Origin of the sequence: Alteromonas confluentis (assembly GCF_001757105.1) — a bacterium.
GTDB classification, from domain to species: domain Bacteria; phylum Pseudomonadota; class Gammaproteobacteria; order Enterobacterales; family Alteromonadaceae; genus Alteromonas; species Alteromonas confluentis.
The window spans coordinates 205,543-227,695 of record NZ_MDHN01000021.1; the positions used below are offsets into that span (position 1 = coordinate 205,543).

Annotated in this window: 17 protein-coding genes; 8 read left to right on the top strand and 9 right to left on the bottom strand. The window is 49.4% G+C overall.

From position 1 onward, the window contains the following. The 5 genes from BFC18_RS09755 to BFC18_RS09775 all read left to right on the top strand — a co-directional run bounded on the left by BFC18_RS09755 (position 1) and on the right by BFC18_RS09775 (position 5,217). Positions 1 to 2,598 carry an ABC transporter permease gene (locus tag BFC18_RS09755; protein WP_070125358.1) on the top strand — a complete coding sequence of 866 codons (2,598 nt, stop codon included), beginning with the start codon at positions 1 to 3 and terminating at the stop codon, positions 2,596 to 2,598. Continuing rightward, entirely contained in the window at positions 2,595 to 3,683 is a 1,089-nt protein-coding gene (locus BFC18_RS09760; protein WP_070125359.1) for a lipocalin-like domain-containing protein, read from the top strand. The genes BFC18_RS09755 and BFC18_RS09760 overlap by 4 nt, the downstream gene beginning before the upstream one ends. Positions 3,684 to 3,793: 110 nt before the next feature. Beyond that, positions 3,794 to 4,465, top strand: coding sequence for a 2'-5' RNA ligase family protein (locus tag BFC18_RS09765; protein ID WP_083273010.1), 672 nt, complete (start codon positions 3,794 to 3,796; stop codon positions 4,463 to 4,465). Between the two features lie 96 nt (positions 4,466 to 4,561). Continuing rightward, entirely contained in the window at positions 4,562 to 4,783 is a 222-nt protein-coding gene (locus BFC18_RS09770) for an AbrB/MazE/SpoVT family DNA-binding domain-containing protein (RefSeq protein WP_070125360.1), read from the top strand. Further along, positions 4,780 to 5,217, top strand: coding sequence for a type II toxin-antitoxin system VapC family toxin (locus tag BFC18_RS09775; protein ID WP_070125361.1), 438 nt, complete (start codon positions 4,780 to 4,782; stop codon positions 5,215 to 5,217). The genes BFC18_RS09770 and BFC18_RS09775 overlap by 4 nt, the downstream gene beginning before the upstream one ends. A 4-nt stretch (positions 5,218 to 5,221) precedes the next feature. On the opposite strand, the gene BFC18_RS09780 is transcribed toward BFC18_RS09775, so the two are convergent. Then, the gene (locus BFC18_RS09780) at positions 5,222 to 6,457 is read right to left on the bottom strand and encodes a NupC/NupG family nucleoside CNT transporter (protein WP_070125362.1); all 1,236 of its coding nucleotides are present in this window, start codon (positions 6,455 to 6,457) and stop codon (positions 5,222 to 5,224) included. Positions 6,458 to 6,460: 3 nt separating this feature from the next. Beyond that, positions 6,461 to 7,426, bottom strand: a complete 966-nt coding sequence (locus BFC18_RS09785) for a nucleoside hydrolase (protein WP_211481023.1) — start codon at positions 7,424 to 7,426, stop codon at positions 6,461 to 6,463. Positions 7,427 to 7,607: 181 nt separating this feature from the next. Between BFC18_RS09785 and BFC18_RS09790 the strand changes: the two genes are divergently transcribed. The 3 genes from BFC18_RS09790 to BFC18_RS09800 all read left to right on the top strand — a co-directional run bounded on the left by BFC18_RS09790 (position 7,608) and on the right by BFC18_RS09800 (position 11,856). Further along, a complete protein-coding gene (locus BFC18_RS09790; RefSeq protein ID WP_070125363.1) occupies positions 7,608 to 9,824 on the top strand; it encodes a TonB-dependent receptor in 2,217 nt (738 codons plus the stop codon). A gap of 152 nt (positions 9,825 to 9,976) precedes the next feature. Next, positions 9,977 to 10,990 (top strand): LacI family DNA-binding transcriptional regulator, encoded by a 1,014-nt coding sequence (locus BFC18_RS09795; RefSeq protein WP_070125364.1) that lies wholly within the window; start codon positions 9,977 to 9,979, stop codon positions 10,988 to 10,990. A 266-nt stretch (positions 10,991 to 11,256) separates the two neighbouring features. Next, positions 11,257 to 11,856: a Yip1 family protein gene (locus tag BFC18_RS09800; protein WP_070125365.1), complete on the top strand. Its 600-nt coding sequence runs from the start codon at positions 11,257 to 11,259 to the stop codon at positions 11,854 to 11,856. Positions 11,857 to 11,936: 80 nt separating this feature from the next. Here the strand turns inward: BFC18_RS09800 and purF are convergent, their stop codons facing one another. From purF to BFC18_RS09835, 7 genes are all read right to left on the bottom strand, one after another. Then, a complete protein-coding gene (gene purF / locus BFC18_RS09805; RefSeq protein WP_070125366.1) occupies positions 11,937 to 13,457 on the bottom strand; it encodes an amidophosphoribosyltransferase in 1,521 nt (506 codons plus the stop codon). A gap of 14 nt (positions 13,458 to 13,471) precedes the next feature. Continuing rightward, the gene (locus tag BFC18_RS09810) at positions 13,472 to 13,960 is read right to left on the bottom strand and encodes a CvpA family protein (RefSeq protein ID WP_070125367.1); all 489 of its coding nucleotides are present in this window, start codon (positions 13,958 to 13,960) and stop codon (positions 13,472 to 13,474) included. 204 nt (positions 13,961 to 14,164) lie between these two features. Then, positions 14,165 to 14,746 (bottom strand): SPOR domain-containing protein, encoded by a 582-nt coding sequence (locus tag BFC18_RS09815; protein ID WP_070125368.1) that lies wholly within the window; start codon positions 14,744 to 14,746, stop codon positions 14,165 to 14,167. Between the two features lie 9 nt (positions 14,747 to 14,755). Then, the gene (gene folC / locus BFC18_RS09820) at positions 14,756 to 16,039 is read right to left on the bottom strand and encodes a bifunctional tetrahydrofolate synthase/dihydrofolate synthase (RefSeq protein ID WP_070125369.1); all 1,284 of its coding nucleotides are present in this window, start codon (positions 16,037 to 16,039) and stop codon (positions 14,756 to 14,758) included. Then, positions 16,040 to 16,885 carry an acetyl-CoA carboxylase, carboxyltransferase subunit beta gene (gene accD, locus BFC18_RS09825; RefSeq protein WP_070125370.1) on the bottom strand — a complete coding sequence of 282 codons (846 nt, stop codon included), beginning with the start codon at positions 16,883 to 16,885 and terminating at the stop codon, positions 16,040 to 16,042. 193 nt (positions 16,886 to 17,078) lie between these two features. Continuing rightward, positions 17,079 to 17,870, bottom strand: coding sequence for a tRNA pseudouridine(38-40) synthase TruA (gene truA / locus BFC18_RS09830; RefSeq protein WP_070125371.1), 792 nt, complete (start codon positions 17,868 to 17,870; stop codon positions 17,079 to 17,081). A gap of 74 nt (positions 17,871 to 17,944) precedes the next feature. After that, the gene (locus BFC18_RS09835; protein WP_070125372.1) at positions 17,945 to 22,123 is read right to left on the bottom strand and encodes a FimV/HubP family polar landmark protein; all 4,179 of its coding nucleotides are present in this window, start codon (positions 22,121 to 22,123) and stop codon (positions 17,945 to 17,947) included. Between the last annotated feature and the right edge of the window lie 30 nt (positions 22,124 to 22,153).

A 22,153-nucleotide genomic window follows, 5' to 3' on the forward strand; every position in this document is an offset into this window, starting at 1 on the left:
ATGGTAAATCGCTTGCTGTTGGTGTGTCGTGTTCTGCTGGCAATGGCCCGCAAACGCTTCTGGGAACCGCTGTTAATTATTGTAGCTATTGTTATAGCCACCGCGGGCCTTTCGTCGGTTACACTCATCAATCAAGGGGCCAGCGAGGGCGAACTGGCATCGTCGCAACCAGGCTGGTTCGCAGGCGGCAGCGTGACCACCCAAAGTACTGATACTCCCATCACTAGAGCCGACTATATTGCCCTTCGCACGGCGGGCTTTACCTATCTTGTTGCCATAACAGAAACGGAAGCACAGGTTAGCTGCCCGGCCAACGAACTCCATTCTCTACCAATCACGATAACTGGCGTGGATATCACGGCGGCCTTGAGTAACGCGGGCGCATTTGGTGGTATGTCGGGTATGCTAAATCGGCAAACGGCTAACAAACCCATCGCCAACCCCACTGATGCAACGTTAGCATCAAACCCAAATGCCTCGACTCAACGCACAACCGTAAGAGCAGCGGTATCTGAGCAAACTGCGCGTTACTTAAATTGCAATTCGCCACTGACAGGGTTTGGCAATCTCCTTTTTAGCACGCAGCAAGTAGTAACAGGCTTACCTGATGAACGCCTGGTACTGCCCATTGATGCCTTCTACACCGAAGGCCGCACGCCAGAAAACTTCCCATTAACGGCCTTGATCGTCGCAAGAGCACTCTCAAATAAGGAGCAGGCACAGCTTCTGCAGGCGTTGCCAGACCACCTTGAGTTGACTATTCCGCCAACATTCACCAGCAAGGGCACCTTAGCAGACAGTTTTCAGCTTAACCTTTGGGCAATGGGCGCGTTGATGGCGGTAGTGTCGATATTTATCATTCTTAACGCCCTCATGCTGATGTACCGTGCCCGACTCCCTGCGTTTATTCGTTTGCGACAAGCTGGCGTGGGTAGTCGGATGTTGCTGTCAGCACTGTTTACCGAGCTGACTTTCTACTGCCTCATAGCGAGCCCCGTTGGCGTGTTTGCCGGCGCGGCATTAACGCTTTCGCTAACACCCGTGCTTCAGGCGACTTTTAGCGGTCTGTTTGAATCCGCTTTTGTTGCGCCATCGCCGGTGCTGACGCAGTTAATCGCGGGGGCTTTTGTTGTTTCGCTGGCGGCATTAGCAATATTTTTTATTGCGCCAGCAAAGCAGCTCGCGGGGGCCCTCAGTCGCAACAGGGTGCAAACAGCGACGCTCCCGCCATTAAAAAGACTGCTTTGCTCCTTTGTTCTGTTGCTGCTTATCGCCCTGACACTCGTATTCGCGTCATCCACCGCCACGGCACTTTTAAGCGTTGCTGCGGTGTTACTGTGCGCCAGCGCACTTTTGATCTTGTGGTTGGCACCGCTTCTCGGCGTGGTAAGAAGACTGGTTCCGCCTACTCGCCCCCTCGCCAGCTATGTGGTTGCCAGCGCCCAAATGCTATCGGGAAAAAGTCGGTTTGCGGTATGTGCCTTTTTCATCGCGCTCAGCGCCAACATTGGTATGAACGTGATGACGGATAGCTTTCGTCAGGCCACCCTGGACTGGCTAGAACAACGACTTACTGCACCCGCTTACTTATATTCCATGCAGCCTATCAACGAAACATCCTTGCCGGACAGCCTTCGACTACTCCCTGTCTATCAAGGTGTCACCTCAGTAAGCGACGCCGGTATGAGTGATGCAGCTGGACTGAGTGATGTAGCCGCTATGAAAAATTCCAAAGTAACATTACGTACTTATCCGTCGCCGTCTCCCAACCAGATTAATCTACCCCTAGAACAAGAAACACCGAGTACGCCAGCGGATTTCTATGCCGGTGAAGCCGTGTATGTGAACCAGCAGTTGGCTTTCCGTTTAGGTGTGAGAACTGGAGACCGTTTAGAAACTGGACCGATTTTCACGCTGGGGCTGGAGCAACAACTCCTCGGCGGAAAACACGTATTCCGCGTTGCTGGCATTTATCCAGACTACGGCAACCCAGAGATGCAAATCATAGTGAGTAAAACCTTGATTGGCATGCCAGAGGCGCGCAGAAATGTGGCGGCGATTTACCCGGCGCTTGCCACGTCGTCTAGTTTAGCCGCGCAGGAATTATCATCACTGCAAGAAACGCTGCCAGACGATGCGAACCTGATTTCTTCAGCCTCGTTAATTGCCGTGTCTATGGAAACCTTCGACCGCACATTCGTAGTGACTGATGCCTTAAACGTTGCCACGCTGTTGGTTGCTGGACTGGCCTTTGCGGTATCCGTAACCCTGCTCACCATGGATTTAAAACCTCAACTCGCCATGCTTCGCACACTGGGGATCAGTCAACGCAGCATAAAAACCGCGCTAATTGCCCAGTACATGTTGTTATGCGCGGCCACAGCGGCTATTGCCGTGCCATTTGGTATTTTATTGGCGTGGATTTTTATTGAGTATGTGAATCGCTTCGCGTTTTACTGGGTTTATCCCTTGTCACTAAACTGGATTGTGCTGCTGAAAAGTGTAGCAGTGAGTTTGGCGGTGGTGCTGGTAGTCCTACTGTTACCGCTGGGGAGATTAAACAGCAAAATTGATCTGAGGCAGGAAGAGCGCTTATGAAAAACGTGAGCATCATTGTTTTAGCGCTCTTGTTGAGTGTACTGCTAATAAGCTGCACTGACCCACAACCCAACACCAGCCTATTTGCCGCTGATGCAGAAAAGCCTGTCGTTACTTTGGTGAGTCGTGACAAACCGGTGATACTGCCTAACGACCACAAAAGTCACCCTGCGTTCGACCTCGAATGGTGGTATCTCACTTTTGTGTTGGAAGATGCACAGCACCGTCCTTACGGTTTGCAATTCACCTTATTCCGTTTTTCTGGCGACCAGCAATATGTGAGTAATTGGTCTGATGGCCAGTTATGGATGGGTCACGCCTCGTTGCATTCCCCCACCGAGCATTTCTTTGAAGAACGTTTTGGTTCAGGCGGCGTGGGCAACGTGTTTGTGACAGATCCATCAACCGATACACAAACGTTTTCGGCACAAATAGATAACTGGCGTTGGCAAAGTGAATCGACGTCGCTAACGCCTTCCACGCTGGATTTTACCATCAACGATGTTGTCTCAGTGTCATTACAATTATCTGCCGATGGGCCGGTAATAAAGCAAGGTGATAACGGATACAGTATTAAAACCGCAGATGAAACCTATCGCTCTTACTATTACAGCCAACCTTTTATTCGAGCCAGCGGCAAAATTAAAATTGGCGAAAACAATCTGCAGGTAAACGGCAATGGTTGGTTCGACCATGAATGGACCAGCGAACTGGCAAACAACAATGCGCTAGGCTGGGATTGGTTTTCTCTGCATCTGGATAACGGCGATAAACTGATGGCGTTCCGCATGCATGTGAATGGGCAGCCGCCCTATGTTACCGGTACTTACATCACCGCGACCGGTGAGCAACAAACCCTGACAGACGAGACAATCCAGCTAACGCCCACCGGGAACGAGTCAATCGACGAACATGATTATCCCGTTAACTGGCGCTTGCAAATTCCCATGAAGTCACTGGATATTAATCTGCATCCGTTCAAACCCGGACAGCATAACAACGGCCGCTTCCCTTACTATGAAGGTAGAGTTGAGGTGGCCGGTTCCCATTCGGGTAATGGATTCATGGAATTGACCGGGTATTGAGATAGTTAAAGGACATCTTTCATAGTTTATTGCTGGCGCCCGTATCGGATAGTTGTTCCGGCAAAGCAATTTGTGTAGCGTATGGTTTTTATTTTTTCTGGAACGCCTTTTTGAACACGCTGAAATCTGCGGCATTGGCCGCTTTCACCCTTTTGTCTTTCAATTCGCTGGCAGCTTCCGTGTCAGTTAACGTATTCGCTATTCCCTCACAGAACATCGAGAACACCGTGGCAGACGTGAGTGCTGAACTCAACAACGAAGGCATGAAAACTTTTTATGAAAAAGGATTTCCAGTTCACGTTACGCTTTACCTCACACAGTTCGACGAGTCAGCGGTGCCATCCATACTAGAAAAGGTCGAGGCGTTAACCGCAACTCAAACTACTATTCCACTTACTGCCAACGGCTTTACTGTTACCGCTGGAAACTGGGTATTTGTAGATGCGGAAGTCAGCCATGAGTTACAACGTCTTGCCGACACCGTGACTCTGGCTTTGGAACCAATGCGTGATAACAAAGCGCCACTTCCGGGCTGGGTAAATGCTTATCCAGTGAAAAAGGCCGCATTCGAGCGCTACGGCAGCCCGAATGTATTTCAAAACTTCGAACCGCACATGACACTGCTAGCAGCCGAACAATCTGAAGCGTTGAAAGCGGTGGCAGAAAAAATGAAACTTAAACCGCCCTATACGAAAGGCAGTGTCACCGCTATTGGTGTGGGGCTTGCCGATGACAAGGGACAGGTTAGCAAAATACTGAAAGTCTACCCGTTGAAACCCTAGGTCTGTTTGTCAATTGTGAAACAGTACGAATTACCAGTTGCGTACAAATTATAAACCGCTACTCTTTACTTATTCCTTTAGAGTAAAGAAATGGTTATGGCTAAAGTCAGTACAAAAAGACAAATTACACTCCCAGTTGAGCAGTGCCTATTAGCACAGATTCAGCCCGGCGACAGCGTTGAAAGCTATGTTGACCGGCACGGTGTGATCTCCATTGTGAAGAAGCAGTCAGGCGCAGCAAAGGGCTTGCTCAGCAATCTGAGAACAGAAACACAGTTCAGTGAGCAAGAATCTTTAGAAAGTGCACTGGACCGATGATATCGATTGATACAAACGTACTGCTTCGCTATCTGCTGCAGGATGATGAAAAGCAAGCTGCAGCAGCCACTCAATTAATTTCGGGTTCCAACTCTGTACTCATTACCGACATCGTCCTAGCAGAGACCGTGTGGACCTTGAAAGGCAAACGCTACAATATATCAAAAAGCCAGATAATTGATGTCATTCACGGTTTATTTGCTGAGCCCAACATCGTTTTTGAGGATGGGTTATCCGTTTGGGGAGCGCTGAGAGACTACACAGATGCCGTACCAATCAAATCTGGTGGGAAAGTAAAGCAAGCCGATTTCCCTGATGCTTTAATTGTGAATAAAGCCATGCGACACAGCCTTTTCAATAATAACAGTGTAACTACGGTCTATACCTTCGACAAAGCAGCACTGCAAATACACGGCACAGCCCTGCCCTCATAAGTCTTTATAAAGTTAGCGAAAGCTGATAACACAGTCCGGCCAGACTGGCGCTCATTAGGTTTGAAAGAAAACCACCTAAAATCACTTTCGGGCACATTTTAGCGATATAGTCTTTCTTGTCTGGCAGCATCTGACTGAGTACGCCAAGCAAAACGGCCGGGGCTGACAAGTTCGCGAACCCGGCAAGTGCAATTACCGTTACTAGCTGCGAATGTGCGCTTAACGCGTCTTGAACGCCTGACAGGCTCACATAGGCAACAAACTCGTTCAGCACCATCTTTTGCCCAAGCAAGTTGGCAACGGTGAGCACTTCATCGCCCTGCACGCCTAACAGCCAGGCAAACGGTGCAAAAAGATAACCGAAGATCAGCTCCAACGTCACACCTTCGATGCCAAACCAACCCAGTACGCCGCTTAAAGCGCCGTTGATTAAAGCAATCAGACCAATGAACGCAAGCAGCATCGCGCCTACGCCAAGTGCGAGCTGCAGACCGCTGGATGCACCTTCAGTGACAGCTTCAATCATGGTAGAGGGCTTCGATTCAGCGAGCTGCTTTTCAATATCTTCCGGCGGGCTGGTTTGCTCCGTTTCTGGATACAATAGTTTTGCCATTAACAAACCACCCGGTGCAGACATAAACGCCGCTGCCAGCAAATATTCAATGTTGATGCCCATACCGGCGTAACCCAGCAGTACGCCTCCGGCAATCGACGCGACACCGCCGGTCATCAAAGCGAAGAGTTCAGAGCGCGTCATGCTGCCCACGTAAGGACGCATCAACACAAACACGTCAGTATTGCCGACAAAGATATTCGCCGTGGCCGCCATAGATTCGGTTTTACTGGTACCCAGCAATTTTTGTAACGAACCGCCCACCAGGCGAACAATCCACTGCATTATGCCGAAGTAATACAGCAGCGACATCAGCGATGACATAAATACAATGACTGGCAGTACTTTAATGGCAAAGATAAAACCATACTCACTGCTGCCAAGATCACCGAAAATAAACGCAATACCTTCGTTGGCATACGCCAGAATGTTATTCACCCCGCCCGACAACGCCAGCAAAACCTTGTTGCCAAAAGGTACAAATAAGATAAAGGCGACGATGGCCAATTGCAGACCCAGCGCACCGAAAATAACTCGCGGCTTCACTGCCCGGCGATTTTCTGAACATAGCCATCCCACTGCGAGTAGCAACAAGACGCTGCCGAGTAATGTTATTATTGTTGTCATTGCTTATTTCTTATCTGCATCCATTATGCGGCGGAAGATATCTTTAAAGAGATGATCCCGTTCAATGTATCGAACAATGCGTATGTTATGACGTCTGTCGTCACGGCTCCAGGTTAGATTATCGTTAAGTACAGGCGACGATTCCAGCGAGCAGCGAAACCATGACGGTTCGAGTAAGTAGCCAATGTTGGCGATATCCCACATCACCTTTCTCGATGCAAAGGTGATCCAGTTAAAGGTAGGTGCCAGGTTGGCAAGATAATCACCAATTCGGCTGGTATTGAGCAAATAAAACTGCATTTCAGGAATGGAAGTCGCGAGGGTGTTCGTTACGCCCATACACGGAAATAGAGTGAGCGCCACGCCGCTGTCAAGTAAAACGCGGCTGGCGGGCATATCCTGCATTAAGTTAAATTCTTCCGTGTCGTACCAGTCCTGGCTATGACCACCAAGCCAAAGTACGTGTATGTTGATAGCGATATCTGGTGCTAACAGTAAAGCACAGGCAATGTTTGTTGGCGCGCCTATTGTGACTACATGCAGAGGTTTTTCAGCGTTGCGCGCTCGGTTTATAAGATCATTTACTGCTGGTGAATTTTCAATCTCCTGCATGTCTTTAAGATAATGTTCAGAGCCTTTAAGCACAGGTACAGTATTAGTGGCATCCATTAAAGACAGCACCCGCAAGATTTCATCGTAACTGCGTTTCATGCCTTCTGCCGCATGTTCTACACGAGTCGGCTCACCATCCTGATTTTCGAAAAAAGCATTGGTATAAGGAGCAGCATAAATGGCTTGAAGATCAAGACGATCCTGGCGAAGCAGAGACCAGGCAATGGCAAACTGATCGTCAATTTCATTACCCGCGTCACAGTCGATTACCACTGAAACCGGCGATTGCGTATCCACTGTCATTAACGCCGCTCTGCGCGTTTCTGTCAGTGATACCTGTAGATTATGATCTTTCACGTTACTACCTTGTGCTAATGATTAACGACAAATTAACCATTTTAATTAAACGTTTCACTTAAGAATATCAACGAAAAATTCGATTTACTACGGATTTATGTCATTTAATTGACAACCATGTGAATAATAAGGTTATATGTAGATGAAACGATTCACTTAACTTTTCACTGGTATCACACGAATGACTTTATCAAGCAAAATGAAATCAGCTCCATTGGTAAGTGCCCTCGCGCTTGCAGTGAGCTTTGGTCTACAGGCACAGGAAACGCCTGCTGCAGAAAAAAAAGGCAGTCTGGAAGTAATTAGCGTAACTGCACAAAAACGTGTTGAAAACGCTCAGGAAATTCCAATCACCATGAGTGTGGTTAACGCTGAAAAGGTTAACTCTTACGCCGTTTCTGGCGACGACATCAAGTTTCTTACCGCCCGCGTACCAAGCCTGGTAGCGGAATCTTCAATGGGCCGTAGTTTTCCTCGTTTCTACATTCGTGGTTTCGGTAACACCGATTTCAGCTTCAACGCATCCCAGCCTGTTGAATTGGTATACGACGATGTCATTCAATCTTCGCCAAACATGAAAGGCTTTCCAATTTTCGACGTCGAGCGTATTGAAGTACTGAAAGGTCCTCAGGGCACGCTGTTCGGTCGTAACACACCAGCCGGTGTAGTAAAAATCGATACTAAAAAACCAACGGCTGATGCAGATGGTTATGTGTCGGCGAGTTTTGGTCGCTTTGGTCAAACTAACCTGCAAGGCGCTGTTGGCGGCACCCTCATCGACGGCGTACTCACCGGCCGCGTTTCTGGTATTACCCAAAACCGTAGTGACTTCGTATCGAATGAATATACCGGTGAAGAGGATGCATTAGGCGGATACCACGACAATGCCGCCCGTGTTCAACTTGACTGGACACCGACAGACGATATCAGCGTACTGTTTAACTATCACCACCGCGATCTGAACGGTACTTCTACTATCTTCTACGCGAATGCCATTGAAGGCGGAACCAAAGGTTTCCGTGACGGCTGGAATCGTTACCTGGTTAACCAGGACGGTAACAATGCTTCTCGTATGAAACAAGATGGTGGTTCTATTCGTGCCACATTCGAGTTGGGCGAGTACACCTTAACCTCAATTAGTGCCTATGAAGACATGAGCTTCTACTCATTGGGCGACGTTGATGGTGGTTGTGCTAGCTGCGATCCTGCCTCTGCCCCGTTCTTCTCTGTAGAAACGGCTGGCGACAACGGTGCTAAGCAGTATTCTGAAGAACTGCGTCTTGCCAGCAACTTTGCCGGTCCGTTCAACTATCAAACCGGCCTTTTCTACTTCTATGAAAAAGCCACTAACGGCGATTTAGGCTACAGCACAGAAAACAACAATGCGCTGAATTCACTGAACGACCAGAAACAAACTAACCACACTGTCGGCGTATTCGTAAGCGGTTCTTACGATATTGCAGACGACTGGTCGGTATCTGGTGGTGTGCGCTGGACTAACGACACCAAAGAATTCAGCTCAATTGAAGTATTGGCAAACGGTGGCCAAACGGTAGCCGATCCGCAAAGTGCTTATGCTGAAACTGACGAGTCAGAAATCAGCTGGGACATCTCTTCCAACTACACCCTGTCTGACGATGTTATGGTTTACGGCCGTATTGCCCGTGGTTTCCGTGCACCTTCTATTGCTGGCACCCCCACCTACACCACTGCTGTGGACGCCGAGACGCTGATTTCTTATGAAGCCGGTGTGAAATCTACATTGCTGGACGGCGATGCTCGCCTGAACGTGGCAGTATTCCGCTACGAAGTAGATGGCCAGCAATTAACGGCTGTTGGTGGTGAAGATAACGACACCCGTCTGTTGAATGCTGATGAGTCTGTCGGTCAGGGTATTGAGGCCGAACTGGAATATGCGGTTACGCCAGACTTTATCATCACCGCTGCGGGTAGCTACAACGACACGGAAATCAAAGACGCTGACTTAGGTGTTGCTGCATGTGGTTCAGGTTGTACAGTACTTGATCCAATCAACGACAACGGCTTTGCACTTATCAACGGCAACAGCTTACCGCAAGCACCAGAATGGATTGGTAGTTTTACTGCCCGTTACACCATTCCAATGGAAAACGGCGATCTGTATTTCTTCACCGACTGGGCTTACAAAAGCGAAACCAACCTTTTCCTGTATGAATCAACCGAATTCACAGCTGAAGCCGCGTTGGAAGGTGGTCTGAGAGTGGGATACCAGACTTACGACGGATATGAAGTGGCGCTGTGGTCACGTAATATTACCGACGTAGAAACCGTCACCGGTGCAATCGACTTTAACAACTTTACAGCCATTGCTAACCAGCCTCGTACCTTCGGTATCGAACTGAAAGCAACGTTCTTCTAAGTTGTCACTGACTTTGCGTCAGAGCCGATAAACGGGGCAGCATTCGCTGCCCCGTTTTGTGTCTGCCAGTGGTTATTACTGGTTATTCGCGCTCATCTGTCGTAAATTCAAAATGTTAACTTAGTTTTTACTGATACTTATAATTGAAATCTATGCCCGGAAAACGAACAAGAACCGCCTCCTCAGCCCCAACACTAAAAGACGTTGCTAAGGAAGCGGGCGTATCCCTTGCCACAGCGTCTTATGCACTCAATGGTAAAGGTGCCATTAGTAAACAAGTTACCGAGCGCGTGCGGGAAGTGGTGAAGCAGTTAGGCTATCAACCCAATACCGCTGCTCGCACCATGAAAACCGGCAGCAGCGCCAGCATAGGTTTGCTTTTACCTGATTTTCGATACCCACTGTTTTCTGAGCTTGCTACAGAAATAGAACAAGTGTGCGCCCAGCAGCATTATTCGGTGTTCTTTGCGAACAGCTACGCTAAGGCAGAAACGGAAATTGCGCGCACACAGCGCTTTGCGCAAAGCGGTGCAGATGGTCTGATTTGGTTTCCTGGCAGTCAACAAAACACCATCAACAACGCCACCCATGGTATGCCGGTGGTGGTCATCGACCGTGATTTAACCGATTTCGATGTAGTAACGCCAGACCATTTCGACGGTGGCGTGCAACAGGCTACGCATCTATTGGATTTGGGTCATCAACAGATTGGATTAATTTCTGGCCCGCGTCATGTTGATAACATGCAACTTCGCATTAATGGCACCGTTAAAGTGGTAGAAGACAGCGACGCTGAAATCAAATGGATTTGCGAAACCGACTTTACTGATAAGTTATCGATTGAAGCAAAGACGTTGCTGAACAAGAAAAATGTCACCGCGATTATTGCAGGTAACGATACTATCGCCTTGAATATAATCCGCTACGCGGCAACGATTGGGCTGCGCGTGCCAGAGGATTTGTCAGTGGTAGGCTTTGATGATGTTGCTTGGTGTGAATTTATGACGCCGCAACTGACCAGCATAAAAATGCCTTTAGATGAAATGGCTGAAGAAGCAGTTTCCATGTTATTACGTCGCAAAGAAAACCCAATGGCTTCAAGAAAAAAATGCACGGTTGGGGTTAGCCTTTCTGTTCGCCATTCAACGGCTCCCCTGTCGTTTTAAGTAAAGCACCGCTAAAAATTAAGGTCTGAGCACCCGTTCAGGCCTCACTATTATTTCCTCCCTATAAACCTACTATTCAAAATTACTTAAAAATCAAACACCCCGCCAACCTGAACACTTTTTAAGCAAAAAAGGTTTGACGTTGTACAAAACCTGATCAACACTCAAATGTAAAATCAATGTTAATTATGTTAACTATTGATGATGACTAATAATTGAAAATAAGCGTAATGCTGCTTGCAGCCCTAATTACAAGGTGACAAACAATGATCCTTAATCATTTACTCGGCATCTACACCCATCCCCGTGAAGAATGGCAGGACATAGACAGACGACATGAAAGCAGTGTTTACGCATTGAGTCATATCGCCGTAATAGCACTTATTCCATCACTGGTAACCTACTACTCTGGCGCGCATTTGGGTTGGAGCATTGGGGCTGGTGATTTAATCAAACTGACCGAATCCAGTGCTGCAATGCTGGCGGTTGGCATGTATTTCGGATTGATCGTGGGCGTACTGATCCTCACTTACATGATTCACGAACTCGCCAATGCGTTTGACGCAAAACCTAACTATACAGAATCGTTAGATCTTGCTGCCTATACCGCCACGCCACTTTTTATGACAGGTTTTGCAGGCCTTTACCCTGAACTGTGGTTTGTAATGGCCGTTGGCCTGGTCGGATTATCATACTCTGTTTATCTCCTTTACTCGGGAACGCCCATCATGATGCACATCCCGGACGGTAAAGGATTCATATATGCCAGCTCCGTAGTGACTTGCGGCCTGGTGTTACTCGCCATTCTAATGGCAAGCACCGTGATCATGTGGAGTATGGGCTTCGGCCCGGTATACGTTCACTGATCACATTATTACATCCATATCCTTACGCAAAAGCCGCTCGAATGAGCGGCTTTTTATTGGTTCGGCGCGGATAACTTAACTCAGTTATCAGAATCCATATTGTGCATTTCAAGATTTGACAGCTCTGCCTGAACCACCGGGCTCTTCGACGCTTCACTACGCGCCATGTCGATACGTTCAAGGTAAGCCTGGTCAACGTCTCCGGTAATGTAGTTACCGTCGAATACCGAGGTTTCGAACTCTTCGATAGACGGGTTTTCTTCCCGAACGGCAGCAACGAGATCGCTGATATCCTGGAAAATCAAACCATCTGCCTGAATAAGGTCGGCGATCTGATCAATCTCACGGCCATACGCAACCAGTTCGTTCGCTGATGGCATATCAATACCATAAACGTTAGGGAAACGAATTTCCGGTGCTGCAGAAGCGAAGTACACTTTCTTCGCACCCGACTCACGGGCCATCTCAATGATTTGGCCTGAAGTGGTACCACGTACAATAGAATCGTCGACCAGCAGAACCGTTTTGTCTTTAAATTCTGAAGAGATCGCGTTGAGTTTACGACGTACAGACTGCTTTCGCATTGCCTGACCCGGCATGATAAACGTACGACCGATATAGCGGTTTTTCACGAAACCCTGACGATATGGCAAGTCCAGGGTGTTGGCGATTTGCAGCGCCACATCCATGGAAGTTTCGGGAATAGGAATAACCACGTCGATATCGAGGTCAGCCCACTCACGGGCAATTTTCTCACCCAATTTACGGCCCATGTTTACTCGCGACGCATACACGGAAATACCGTCGATAAAGGAATCAGGACGGGCGAAATATACGAATTCGAAAATACAAGGAACGGTAACCGGATTCTCGGCACATTGCTGTGTGAAAAGCTCACCCTTTTCAGTGATATAAACGGCTTCGCCAGGCGCAACGTCACGGATGAAGGTAAAACCAACAGCATCCAGGGCAACACTTTCAGAGGCAACCATGTATTCGTCACCCAGCTCGGTTACGCGCTTACCCAATGCAAGCGGGCGAATACCGTGGGGGTCGCGGAAAGCCACAACGCCCTGACCGATAATCGCTGCAACAACCGCATAGGCGCCGCGAATTTTCTTATGTACGTTGGTTACCACTTTAAACACATCTTTCGGCGACACGGTTAGGTCTGTGCACTGCTGCAGCTCATGGGCCATGATGTTCAGCAACAGTTCCGAGTCGGATGAGGTGTTTATATGACGGCGGGCAATACGAAATACTTCGTCTTGCAGCTCGTGGGCGTTGGTCAGGTTGCCGTTATGCGCAAACGCAATACCAAACGGCGAGTTAACGTAAAACGGCTGCGCCTCTGCTGAGCTGGAAGTACCGGCGGTTGGATAGCGAACATGGCCAATACCCATGTTGCCCGTTAGGCGTTTCATATGACGGGTATGGAAAACATCCCGCACCAGACCGTTGGCCTTTCTCAGATTGAACCGACTCTGGTCAATCGTAATGATACCAGCAGCATCCTGTCCGCGGTGCTGTAACACTGTTAAGCCATCATACAGTGACTGAGCAACAGGTGTTTTACCAACAATTCCGACAATACCACACATGAGCGTTACCTATATCAAGCGGTTTTTAGAAAACTGGAGCCGTCTTTCACAAAGGTGAAAAACCACTCAATAATGACACCGAATTCCGGAATGAGCAGTGATTGTCCCCACCACCCGGTATTCACCGCATCAGTAAATGTATCCATAAAGAACAATAGTGCGCTTACCATCAGTGCGCCACGTAAAGCGCCAAAAATCGCACCTAGCGCACGGTCGGTGCCGGATAATCCCGACGCCTGAACGAGTTGTCCGACGACATGATTGAACATGCCACCAAGCACCAGGATTACGATAAACAACACCACTATCGCCGCGCCATTGCGCAGCGTTGGATCTTCAATTTGCGAAAAATAGACAGCAAGATCGGCATGAAATTCACTGGCAATAAACAGTGCACCGAACCAGACTACTAGGGAGATGGCTTCTTTCACGAAGCCACGCATCACACTTATCAGGGCAGAAACCACGATAATACCGAGAATGGAAAAGTCGACCCAATTCATGAAGCGTTATGTTATCCGTCTGTCGTTGAACACGCAGTAAATCAGCCTCGCTGCGAGATGGCGCGCATTCTAACAGAAGCCTAAAAGATTACCAATGCGAAATCTGCCCGATAATTTTTATAAGCTGCCGTTATGGTAAGAAAAGTTTCCGCCCATAGAGGGTATTGCCAAAGCCAGAACGTCGACATTCAACGCAATGCGGGATCAGTCCACCTTAAACGGTGCGACCTTACCTTTGAGGCCCGTGATATCCTGAAGATGCGGCAATGCCTTTTGTAACTTGTCTTTGTTTATATCTGGCCCGACAAATACTTTCGTAAGCGGGCCAGAACGTGTTTCGATTGGGCGGCTGAACGCGCGGTAACCCGCTTTCTCAAGTTTTTCCAGCAGTTGCCCTACGTTCTTTTGATGTCTGAAACTACCCAGTTGAACAACCCAACTGCCATCTTGTGGTTCAGCCGAAGGCTTTTCTACCACGGTCTGGCTTGCGAGCTTATCTTCAACCTGATTTTTGGCGGCTTCAGCCGGCGCCGCGGTTTGCGTTTGCGAATCGTCGACTGCGGGTTCGTCTACCACTTCAAGCGGCCGCTGGGTTACACCAGCAACACGCTCAGTTGGAAAAGGTTCCGGATTCACAATAGGCTTCTTCGCTGGAGTTGCCGGCACGCTCACGAATGCATCGTTATTGGTTTCTTTTTTTCTATCAAGAAAATCCGGCAAAAAAATGACTGCCAGAGCAACTACAATCACTGTGCCGACCAGCCGGTTAGATAGCGCCGAGGTCACGATTAACTCCTATTGGATACTTCTGTCCCTGTGAAACGTTAATACATCCGCAACGGTAAGAAAAGAACCGAACACCAGGATGCGATCATTCTGCCCGGCCTGCTCTCTGGCTGCGTTATAAGCGTCAGTAACGGAACCGAAAGCGGCGGCATATTGTTTTTGGTGTGGCTGCAGATGAGACATCAGGATGTCGCCGCTGAGTCCCCGGGGGCCACTGGTATTACCAAGGTACCATTTGGCCTTCACAGTTGCCAGTTCATCAAGTGTCGCGGCTAAAGATTTGTCCGCTAACATACCCACTACAATATGCAATTCACCGTTTAACCCTTTGTCAGCCCAATCGCGCATGAGGGCGCAAGCCTGAGGATTGTGCGCCACATCAACCAGTACATCCGGTTGACTGGCGATTTGCTGTCGTCGGCCCGGTACATTTACCGTTTCGACCAACTGTTTGAGTTGTTCAGCAGTGGGGAACCAATTCAATCGCTTGAGTGCAGCCAGTGCCGTTGCGGTATTTTGCAGCGGAATGCGTGGCATAGGCAGCCAGTCGGTGATGACATCGTCACACTGCCAACGCCAGTTTTCGACGTTGGTTTCCACACAAAAGTTCCGCTTTGCCCACCAGGTATCCACCTTGTGCTGCGTTACATATTCATCGAGGGTTGCCGGCGGATCGAGTTCGCCTACCACTGCAATGCCGTTATCGCGCATGATACCGGCTTTCTCCACGGCAATAAGTTCACGGGTATCGCCCAGCCAATCCATGTGATCGAGGCCAATGGTAGTAATAACCGCTAAGTCCGGCTCGATGATATTGGTGGCATCAAGACGCCCCCCCAAGCCCACTTCAAGTATCACCACGTCCACGTTTGCTTTGCGCATCATTAACATAGCGGCGAGTGTGCCGAACTCAAAATAGGTTAGCGTAATGTCGCCACGAGCTCGTTCTATTTCCGCAAAAGCGATGCAGTAGGCTGATTCAGCTTCGACATCACCATTAATGCGCGCGCGCTCGCGATAATCTAACAAATGCGGTGAGGAATAGACACCGGTGGTTTTTCCCTGCATTAGACAGGCTTGCTCGATAAAACGACACGTGGTGCCCTTGCCATTGGTACCAGCAACGGTGATAACAGTTTGATCGGGAAATTGAAGGGAAAGGTTGTCAGCGACTTGTTTAACCCGGGTCAGCCCCATGTCAATGGATGACGGGTGAATTGACTCGAGATGAGTGAGCCACTGCGTCAGAGAATCATGCTCTGACGCAGTAAAAGGAGAAGATTGATTGTTCACTTAGTTTGGACGATGCATCTTTTCTAACAGGCCGTGTAATTTATCACGCATTTTACGACGGTCAACAATCATGTCGATGGCCCCCTTTTCCAGCAGGAATTCACTGCGCTGGAAGCCCTCCGGCAGGGTTTCACGTACTGTTTGCTCGATAACGCGAGGACCCGCAAAACCGATAAGTGCTTTTGGCTCAGCGACATTGATGTCGCCCAGCATGGCCAAACTGGCTGATACACCACCCATGGTCGGGTCGGTGAGTACCGAAATGTAAGGCAGACCTTTTTCGCTCATTTTCGCTAACGCAGCAGACGTCTTTGCCATTTGCATCAGTGACATCAGCGCTTCTTGCATGCGGGCACCGCCAGATGCAGAGAAACAAATCAATGGCATGTTGTGCTCAAGACAGGCATTAACCGCAGCAACAAAACGTGCGCCTACCACAGAGGCCATAGAGCCACCCATAAATGCGAATTCAAAAGACGCAACCACGACAGGCATGCCTTTCAGCTTGCCCTGCATCACGATTAACGCGTCTTTTTCGTTAGTGCTCTTTTGCGCCGCAGTGATGCGATCTTTATAACGCTTGGAGTCTTTAAACTTCAGCAAATCTTGCGGTTCTAAATCACCCCCTAATTCTTTACGGTCGCCCGCGTCGAGGAAAGAATCGATACGCTTACGGGCGTTAATGCGCATGTGGTTGTCACACTTAGGACATACCTCTAGCAGCTTTTCCAGTTCCTGTTTATAAAGCACAGCCTGGCAGCTGGTACATTTTGTCCAGACACCTTCAGGTACGTTACCTTTGGTTGATGTCTGAGTCTTAGGCAGAATTTTTTGAATCCAGCTCATAGTAAGGAAAATCCTTTGTTATCTGTAACCATGCTTAGTTGGTGGTTAACTGTTGTCTGTAACCGTGTTTATTTATTGGAGCACAGTATTTGAAAAAATCGATATAGCCGCCTATTAGACCACATATCGGTAAACAGTAAAAAGTAAAACTGGTCTAAGAAGTCAGCCTGTTCACCGACAGTTTACACGGCTTTCAGCTTTCTGGCAGAAACAGCGGTCCTAACGGCTTGCGCGGCAAGTCGAAGGTTTCCGGATAGGTCACATCCACCAGGTATAGGCCGTTCGGTTTCGCGGTAGCTGCCGCCTTGGTGCGATCCTTCACTGCCAGTAATTCAGCTATCCAACTAACCGGTTGCTCGCCGCAGCCCACTTTAATTAGCGAGCCCACAATATTGCGCACCATATGATGCAAGAATGCATTCGCTCGAATATCGACAATGACATAAGCCCCCTGCCGATACACAGAAACATCCGTTACGTTTCGAAATGGAGTTTTTGACTGACAATGAGACGCGCGGAAGGACGTAAAATCCTGTTCACCGATAACAGCCTGAGCAGCCTCATGCATGAGCGCGGCATCTAATGGCTGATATTCATGGGTAACGCCGTTTAGCAAGATGGCCGGGCGTAACGTGGCATTGTAAATGACATAACGATAACGGCGGTGTGAGGCGGAAAAACGCGCGTGAAAATCGTCGCTGACGTTCTTTACCCAACGCACAGCAATCGAATCTGGCAGATTGGTGTTCACGCCCATGGTCCAGGCGCGATCAGGACGCTCACCATCGAAATCAAAATGCACCACCTGCCCGGTAGCATGCACGCCGGCATCGGTGCGACCGGCACACTGCACATCAATGGTAGTATTGGCGACAGCGGAGAGCGCTTTCTCCAGATATCCCTGCACACTCGGTAATTTCTGCTGACGCTGCCAGCCGAAGTGTGCGGCGCCATCGTACTCGACGCCCAGGGCTATTCTTGCCATGTAACTCTGCCTCTTGTAAAAAATCGGCTAAGTGTAGTCAGGCGCCCTGCCAGATGCAAGACGCGCGGGAGATTTTAACCCAGTGCAGAGAGAATGCCTTGCGCTTCTTCTTTCTGTTCATCACTGCCCTTCTCAACTACTTCCTGAAGCAGTTCTTTGGCTGCCTGAACATCGTCCATTTCGACATACACCCGTGCCAAATCCAGGTTCGCACTCTGGCCGGCATCTTTATCGATGTCGATAACGTCGTCGTCATCACTCACACCGGTAAAATCAGACAGGCTGACATCTAAGTCCAGTGGCGCGTTGTCATCAATGGTGTCCTCGTCGAAACCATCGTTGATCAGCGAGTCCACATCGAGGAAACCTTCTTCATCGTTGCCGCCAAGCGTCTCAATGTCACCTTCAGCAATCGGGGTTTCTTCTATTGAAGATGTTTGCGGAGAGCTGTCAACGGCTTCCGTTTCAGGTTCAGCAGTGTCTGCGACTGAGTCAGGGTCGTTGAGTAATGCTGCTAAATCCAAATCAGGATTACCCAGCGACATATCCGGTTTGTCGATTGCAATGTCGTCTTCAGCAGCAGGCTCACTGTCTGCGTCAGCGCCGATGCCGCCAAGCAATTCGTCAAAATCAGCCTGATCCAGTTCGTCTAACAGTTTATGATCTTCACTGTTGTCTTGCGTTAACCAGTCATCAAGGCCCGGTAAGTCTTCCAGCTCGTTAAATTCGGTTGCGGTTTTAACGGGTGGAATTTCGCCATCAACTTCCTGTTCTAATTCATAGTCGTCAACGTTTTCGAGAATGCTGTCGTCAAAGTCTGATTCAGACGCAGGCGCAGACGGCGTGTCGGCATCCATGCTGGCGAAAGAAGGAATATCGTCCATCATTTGACGGTCAAATTCTGCTAACGCCTCGTCCAGCGGATCGGCCGCTGAAGCTTCAACTTCTGGCTCTGGCTCTGGCTCTGGCTCTGGCTCTGGCTCTGGCTCTGGCTCTGGCTCTGGCTCTGGCTCTGGCTCTGGCTCTGGCTCTGGCTCTGCAGCAGTGTCATCGGCGTCTGCTACAGGCTCAAGTAAATCTTCCAGTGAGCTGGGTTGTGAGACGGGTTCGGGTTCGGCTTGTGCCGTATCATCCGTTTCAGGTTCGCCGCGCCCTTCGAGTTCGGCCAACAACTCATCGGCCAGCGCATCCACTTCTTCGGGCTGATAATGTTCATATTCACTATCGGCGGCTTGAGACGCGTCTGCCGATGGCGGCGCAACATCATCACTTTGCTCAGTGTCTTCTGCACCTTCCGTGTCAGCTGGTTCTGGCGTTAGCTCTGCATCTGTCTCAGGTGCTAGCTCTAGCTCTGGTTCTAGCTCTGGTTCTAGCTCAGGCTCTGGTGCAAGCTCTGCCTCTGGCTCTGCTTGCTCTTCCACTTCGGTAAACGCTTCATCTTCTTCAAGCGCTGGAGCGGCGTCGAAACGGTCTTCGGCTTCGGCTTCGGCTTCGGCTTCGGTTTCGGTTTCGGCTTCGGCTTCGGCTTCGGCTTCGGCTTCGGCTTCGGCTTCGGCTTCGGCTTCGGCTTCGGCTTCGGCTTCGGCTTCGGCTTCGGCTTCGGCTTCGGCTTCGGCTTCGGCTTCGGCTTCGGCTTCGGCTTCGGCTTCGGCTTCGGCTTCGGCTTCGGCTTCGTAGTCAGTATTCTCCTCGGTTACCGGCGAATCAACCTCTTCGGCTACCCGTTCATCTTCTTCCTCATCAGGTGCTTCAGTTGCCAGTGCGTCGAGCTCATCCTCTGGTTCAACGTCATTATCTGGTGCCGCGGCAGGCTCTTCCGCTGCGGCTTCAATATCCGCCATCAATGCATCTGCATCTAATGATGTGTCTTCGGCTAGCGCTTCATCTTCATCGGAATCCGCCACAGAATCACTTTCAGATTCATTCGTTTCTTCAGCGAGCGCTTCGGTATCACTACCAAGTTCATCTTCATCGAACGCGACTTCATCAGTTTCATCGATGTCTAAATCGTCTGTATCGCCTTCGAGCTCTGCCAATAGTTCGTTAGTGAGATCATCGTCAAGCTCAGCGCTGAAATCTTCTTCATCGTCGCTGGCTTCCAGCGCATCCGTGTCGGCATTGATGTCATCATCAGCCGATTCTTCGGCTTCAAGTTCAGCGAGCAGTTCGTCAGACAACGAGTCCATTTCGTCATCTTCTAATTCAGCTAATAGCTCGTCTGAAAGATCGTTTGAGAGGTCGTCTGAAAGGTCGTTAGTAAGATCGTCAGAGGCATCGAGGTCAGTTGACCCGTCATCTTCTGCGGTCTCACCTTGTAATTCCGAGATTAATTCATCTGAAAGCGGATCGGTGAACTCATCCGCATTTTCCATGTCCTCAACATCGATTTCGTCCAAATCTTCGCTAAAGGCGTCTAAGTCCTGGATGGCCTGAGGCGACGGTGTGGTCTGCGTTTCGATTTCCTCTTCGGCAGTCTCATCGTCACCTAACATGTCAGCCATCTGGTCGAGCTGATCCATCTCGTTGATAATGTTGTCTGTGAGACGGTCGAGCTCCTGGTTCTGATCGTTGATTTCGCGATCAAGCTTTTCCAGCATTTCCTCATCTACGCTGCCGTCGGATGAGGTAATGTCTTGACCTGGCTGGTTATCCTCTAGCAGATCATCGATGTCTATTTCAGGTTTTTCGTCTTCATCGGCAGTCGCGGCACTGAATTCAGAGAGAATATCGTCAGGGTCAACCATCTGATCTTCTTCAACAACGGCATCCGCCTGAGCGCTTTCTCCGGCTTCATTTTCACCATCACCCAAATCAGCTGCATTGGCGTCTAGCAACGCATCTACGTCGAAATCATCGTCGTCCGCACTTGCAGCAGGTTCATCAGACGCTGGCGTGTTTCCTGCCAGCAATGCATCGATGTCGTCATCACTGACAACATCAGACGTCGCTTCGGGTTCAGGGGCTTCGGTTTGCGTTTCTTCAGTTTGCGGTTCGGATGATTCGTCATCGCCGGATAAGTCGATGCCATCCATTTCATCGGTTTCTGGCACCAACGAATCATCGGCTAACAAATCATCGTCAAACAGGCTGTCGAGTTCGTCCTGCCCTAATTCGGAATTTCCGTCTTCAAACGCAAAGTCTTCTTCAGGCACCAGCATGTCATCGTCAAGATCGGCAAAACTCTCTAAATCGTCATCGAGCGACTCTTCTAATTCGTTAGAGAGCACGTCATCGAGGAGTTCATCATCATTGAAAAGCTCATCGTCGGACAATTCTGGCGTGTCATCCAGATCAGGAATGATGGCAGCTGAAGCGGCTGCAGCGGCAACAGGTGCGGTATCCGCAGGCGAAACCTGGGCAACAGGTTGCACCGGTTCCACATCGTTGTTTTTCTTGCCACGCTTTAAGAACCAGGCAACTAAACCGCCCACCAGCAACAAGGTAAGTACGCCTGAACCAATGATCAACGACATGGGTTGCATCAGGGTATTCATGAACGAAGCATCTTTTTCAGCCTGTCTTTCGGCTTGTTCCTGCTTCATCATGTCCAGCACTTGCATCAATTGGCTGGTTTGCGTATCCATTTTACTCTGAACGTCGCCTTCGACCTGATTCCGCAAAGAGGCCAGATCTTCATTCACTTGTTCGACGCGATCGTACAGCTTGCGGTTTTCATCCAGAATCGCCTGCACACTGTCGAGGGAGGCTGCAAATTGTTGACGAAGCTCATCAAACTGCTCAGTTTGCTGACTATCAAGGCGGGTAATTTTATCTTCAATCGCACTGCGGGTGGTGGTTAGGTCTTCTTGATTAACCAGTGGTACCGGCGGTTTGATGTTGTTCGTACTGCTGCCCGGGCGATTTTCCATACGGGCAAAATTGTCGTCATCTTGCTCGGCACGCATTTTCGCGCGCTCAGGGTCGATGCGGGCAATATAACGCTCTGATGGTAATTGCAGCATGGCGCCATTCACCAGCAGATTGAGATTTTGCTGTTCGAAGGCATCGGGATTAAGTTCATAAATCCCAATCATTACCTGGTATACAGAGAGGTTCTTGTTTTGTTTGTAGCGATTGGCAATACGCCACAGCGTATCGTTATCGTCGATGGGGCCATACACATTGCCGGAATACTGACTGGTGGCATTTTTTGGCCCACGGATCGGCATTTGCCGTTCCTGCGCGTCACTGAATCCCGGCGCGGCTGCCAGTAGCAATAAAAAAATTAGCAAGCCCGTAACATGCGATTTCATAGCGTTCCTATATGCCCTCAAGCGTACACC